Origin of the sequence: Pseudonocardia sp. SID8383, assembly GCF_009864975.1 — a bacterium.
In the GTDB taxonomy this organism is placed as follows: Bacteria; Actinomycetota; Actinomycetes; order Mycobacteriales; family Pseudonocardiaceae; genus Pseudonocardia; species Pseudonocardia alni.
This window is the reverse complement of record NZ_WWFY01001179.1, coordinates 1-4,415: the sequence shown is the minus strand read 5'-3', so window position 1 is coordinate 4,415 and position 4,415 is coordinate 1. Positions and strand designations below refer to the sequence as shown.

General features: G+C 74.3%; 5 protein-coding genes and 1 pseudogene. 1 reads left to right on the top strand and 5 read right to left on the bottom strand.

Annotation, left to right across the window (positions count from 1 at the left end; genetic code table 11):
• The 5 genes and pseudogenes from GTW08_RS28780 to GTW08_RS28760 form a co-directional block, all read right to left on the bottom strand.
• Positions 1 to 496 (bottom strand): annotated as a pseudogene (locus tag GTW08_RS28780) (hypothetical protein); the annotation flags it as partial.
• Positions 497 to 532: 36 nt separating this feature from the next.
• The gene (locus GTW08_RS28775) at positions 533 to 1,852 is read right to left on the bottom strand and encodes a hypothetical protein (RefSeq protein ID WP_073578227.1); all 1,320 of its coding nucleotides are present in this window, start codon (positions 1,850 to 1,852) and stop codon (positions 533 to 535) included.
• A 186-nt stretch (positions 1,853 to 2,038) separates the two neighbouring features.
• A complete protein-coding gene (locus GTW08_RS28770) occupies positions 2,039 to 2,422 on the bottom strand; it encodes a globin (RefSeq protein ID WP_073578226.1) in 384 nt (127 codons plus the stop codon).
• Positions 2,423 to 2,445: 23 nt separating this feature from the next.
• The gene (locus tag GTW08_RS28765; protein WP_304580221.1) at positions 2,446 to 3,477 is read right to left on the bottom strand and encodes a mechanosensitive ion channel family protein; all 1,032 of its coding nucleotides are present in this window, start codon (positions 3,475 to 3,477) and stop codon (positions 2,446 to 2,448) included.
• Positions 3,478 to 3,528: 51 nt separating this feature from the next.
• Positions 3,529 to 4,182, bottom strand: coding sequence for a pyridoxamine 5'-phosphate oxidase family protein (locus tag GTW08_RS28760; protein ID WP_208623055.1), 654 nt, complete (start codon positions 4,180 to 4,182; stop codon positions 3,529 to 3,531).
• A gap of 68 nt (positions 4,183 to 4,250) precedes the next feature.
• On the opposite strand from GTW08_RS28760, the gene GTW08_RS28755 reads away from it, so the two are divergent.
• The coding region (locus GTW08_RS28755; protein ID WP_161152783.1) for a GntR family transcriptional regulator at positions 4,251 to 4,415 on the top strand (165 nt) is incomplete at its 3' end.

Sequence of the window (4,415 nt, the reverse complement as noted above, 5' to 3'; positions counted from 1 at the left end):
CGGGCGGTGTCCCGCCCGGTGTGCCCGGCGCGAACGACGGCGGCGGCGCGAAGCGGTCCGCCGGGGTGTGCAGGGGGTCGAGACCGTCGTCGCCGGGTTCGTCGGGCAGCGGCCCGACGCCCAGCGGGTCGTCGCCGAGGTCGCCGAGATCGGCGTAGTCACCCGCATCCGACGGCGGTTCGGGGGCAGCGGGCCGCGGTCCCGGGGTGGGACGTGGGGCGGGCGCGGGATCCCGTTCGCGGGACACCAGTTCGGTGAACCCGGTCGGGGTCGGCTCGCGCCGGGCGCCGTCGTCCTCGGACGTGGCCTCCGGCTCCGGGGGCTCGCCCGAGCCGGACCGCATGACCAGGTCGACCAGGGAGCCGGGGACCACCGGCACGCGGCCGGTCCGGATCGCCTCGCCGAGCCCGTCGGGGTTCGGTTCGGGGTCCGGCGGGCCGTCGGCACGCCGGGGGGAGCGGTCGTCGGGGCCCGGGTGACCGGGCGCCGACGTCATGCGTTCTGCGGCGGTCGGGTGCACATAACGATTCGATTATCGCGAGCGTCGCCCCGGGCCCGGACCCCGGGTGGCCCCCCGGCCCGTCCTGGTCGTCCCACCTGCGACGTCCGTCCTGGTCCGGGGCTGGTCACGCCCCGTTCCGAGATCACCGAACGGGAGGACCCCGATCGAGGTGAGCGAGATCGGCGGGATGCGGCCGACGGTGGTGCTGTCGGGGTCCTCCTCGGCCGGGCGGTGCCCGGGACCGAGGAGCAGGGAACCGGTGGCGGGCGCGTCCTCGTCCTCGTCGTCGGCGGGATCACCGGCCTCCGAGCCGGCGGCGTCGGCCGACGGCCTGCTGCCGAGCTCCGACACCGAGGCGATCGAACCCTCGTCCGACGCCGGCGCCGAGGTCGAGGACGGCAGGGAGACGGGCGGCGGGGAGACGGGCGGCAGGGAGACGGGCGGCAGGGAGACGGGCGCGGGGCCGAACAGGGCGTCGTCGAGGGCGGCCGAGACCGGCTCACGGTCCAGCTCCTCGGCGAGGGTGCGCTGCACCCTTGTCAGCTCGTCCCGGACGTCGTCGCGCAGCGCGGCGAGCCGCTCGACGTCGCGCACGACCGCCGACCGTCGCTCCCCGGCGCCCTGCTCGGCGTCGCGCAGCAGCGCGGCGGCCTCGGCGCGCGCGGTGGACAGCGTCTGCTCGGCGTCGGAGCGGGCGTCGGCGAGGATCCGCTCGGCCTCGGTGCGGACGCCGGACAGCCGGTCGGACACGGTGCGCTCCCGCTCGGCGAGGTCGCGCTCGCGGCGGTCGGCGTCGTGCTCACGGTCGTCGAGGGTGCTGCTGCGGGAGGCGAACTCGCGGTCCAGGGTGGCGGCGCGGCCGAGCAGCGCCTCCTCGGTGCGGGAGCGACGGTCCTCGGCCTCGCGGCGAGCGCGTTCCACGATCTCCGCGGCCTCGTCGGCCGCACGATCGCGCAGCTCGGCCGCCTCCTGCTCGGCGGCCTGGAGGACGCGTTCGACGCGGCGGCCGAAGCCGGCTTCCTCGGCGCGGCGCTCCTCACCGGCCCGGGCGGCGGAGTCGTTCTCCAGCTGCTCCTGCAGTCGCCGGACCTGCGCGCGGGCCGCGGACAGCGACTGCTCGGCCGCGTCCGCGCGGCGGATCTCGTCGTGGATGCGGTGGTCGAGCTCGGCCAGCCGGGTGTCGACCTCGCCGCGGTCGTAGCCGCGCAGGACGACGGTGAACCAGGAGCCGTCCTCGCCGTCGTGGCGGTCGGGGTGGGCCCCGGAGTCACCGCCGCGGTGCGTGTGCCGCGACGACCCGTCGACCGGCTCGTGCCGATGCGGACCGGACAGCGAGGGAGAGACGCTCACGATGAACCCCCAAGACGGGTGACTACGAGCCGCCCGACGTGCCGGGGCGGCGTCCCGTCCAACGAGACCGGACGCATTCGGTCACGTTCAGCGCTGGATCAACCCGGAAAGCGCCCGAATGCCACTCGAATGGCCGCCGGACGGCCGGGCCGGCGATCACAGTGTGTGGTAATACCCCTACTCGGGTCAGAACTCCGAGTTCTGCATGCTCGCCGCGGCGTACTGCAGGTAGTTCCACAGCTGCTCGCGGTGCTCCGGAGAGAGGTTTTCCTCGTCGACGGCGATCCGCATGCAGCGCAGCCAGGCGTCGCGTTCGATCGGGCCGATCGTGAACGGCACGTGCCGCATCCTCAGCCGGGGGTGGCCGCGCTGGTCGGAGTAGGTGCGCGGACCTCCCCAGTACTGCTCCAGGAACATCCGCAGGCGGTCCTCGGCCGGGCCGAGATCCTCCTCCGGGTACAGCGGCCGCAACACCTCGTCCCGGGCCACCTCCTCGTAGAACCGGTGGACGATCCGGTGGAAGACCGGGGCGCCACCCACCTCGGCGTAGAAGTTCTGCGGTGCACTCACGCCGACCAGTCTCCCAGGAGTCGTCAGTTCTGCTTCTGCGCCTGGCCGTCGAAGGCCGCGCCGGGGTAGACCATCGGCCGCGGGATGCCGTGGTCGTCGAACGCGTCGGTGATCGCGCCGTTGAGCGCGCGCTGCACCGCCCACTGCCGGCCGGGACTGACCCGCACGGTGATCCGCAGCGTGACGCCCTCCGGGCCGATCTTGTCGACGCCGAGCACCTCGGGGGCCTCCAGCACGTCACCGGCGATGTCGTCCTGGGAGGCGCGCTCGGTGGCGGTGCTCCCGGCCAGCTCGGTGGCCTCCTCGACGTCGGCGTGGTGGGCGATCGGCAGGTCGACCACCGCGACCGCGTAGCCCTGGCTCATGTTGCCCACGCGCAGGATCTCGCCGTTGCGGACGTACCAGACGGTGCCCTTGATGTCGCGGATCGTGGTGATCCGCAGGCCGACCGCCTCGACGGTGCCGACGGCCTCCCCGACGTCGACGACGTCGCCGACGCCGTACTGGTCCTCCAGCAGCATGAACATGCCGGACAGGAAGTCGCGCACCAGGTTCTGCGCACCGAAACCGATGGCGAGCCCGATCACCCCGGCACCGGCCAGCAACGGGCCCAGCGGGTAGCCGAGCTCGTTCATCACCATCATCACCGCGACGAGCAGCACGACCGCCGAGACGATCGAGCGCAGCACCGAGCCGATCGTGCGTGCCCGCTGCGCCCGTCGCTGCGTACCCGGGTCCGCCGCCGGCGCAACGGCGGCGCCGCCACCCGGACGCAGCCGGCGGGCCCGGCCCACCAGCGCGGTGAACCGGCCGTTGGTCGCGCCGTCGACCATCCGCGCGATCGCCCGGTGCGCCAGCCACCGGAACAGCACCGCGACCACGACGATCACGGTGATCGCCACGGTCCTGCTGACCAGGGTGTCCGCGTGCTGGGCCAGGAAGTCGTTGCTGGTCCAGCGGTAGAGCGTGGCGCACCACGAACCGGCGTCGTGCACGCAGTCCGGCATCAGCGTCACGTTCTGCAGGGGTACGTCGGGCAGCACGACGGGGGTCACGAGTCCTCCTCGGGGGGCGGTGAGGGCTGCGTCGGAACCCCCGAGGCTACGTCACCCGCCGGTGTGACGACGGTCGCGCACGTGGTCCGGAACCGACCGGTGTCGTTGCAGGTCAGGGGCGGTCTCCGGAGGCCCGGCGACGGTCCGCAGCGGCACCACGCCGGCCCAGGCGAGACCGGCGGCGACGTCGGCCTCGTCGTCGGACGGCGGCCCGGAGCGGCTCTTCACGCTGGCCTCGGTCAGGTCGAGCGCGAACACCGCGGTGGCGGCCAGCTCCCGGCGGTCCGGGCGGCGGGCGTGGTCCCATGCGCCCGGGGTGAGGTGCTCGACGATCACCCGCAGCGCGTGCAGACGCTCGTCGTCGCCGGTGACGCGGCGGGCGTCGCCGTGCACGACCGCGCTGCGGTAGTTCATCGAGAAGTGCATGAGCGCGCGGGCGTGCACGATGCCGTCGAGGTGGGTCACGGTCACGCAGCAGGGCAGCGTGTCGCCGGTCAGGTAGCGGGCCCCGGACGAGCCGTGCAGGTAGAGCGTGTCGCCGTCGCGGCCGTAGGCGGTCGGGAGGACGACGGGTGCGTCGTCGCGGACGAAGCCCAGGTGGGCGACGAGGCCGTCGTCGAGGACCGCGTGCAGGTCGGACCGGTCGACGGCGGCCCGGTCGCGCTTGCGGCCCAGCGTGCTGCGGGTGGTGGGGGAGAGCGTCACCAGCCGAGGATGGCTCTCGACAGTGGCATCCTGGAACGGCCACTTCCGGTCGCGGACGAAAGGCCACTGTGCAGGATCTCCCGATCGTCCTCGACCGCGCCGCGGCGACCCCGCTGGCGGTCCAGCTCGCCGACGGTCTCCGCGCCGCGGCCGTGGGCGGGGCACTGCGCCCCGGCGACCGGCTGCCGTCGACCCGGGGGCTCGCGACGACGCTGCGGGTGAGCCGGACGGTC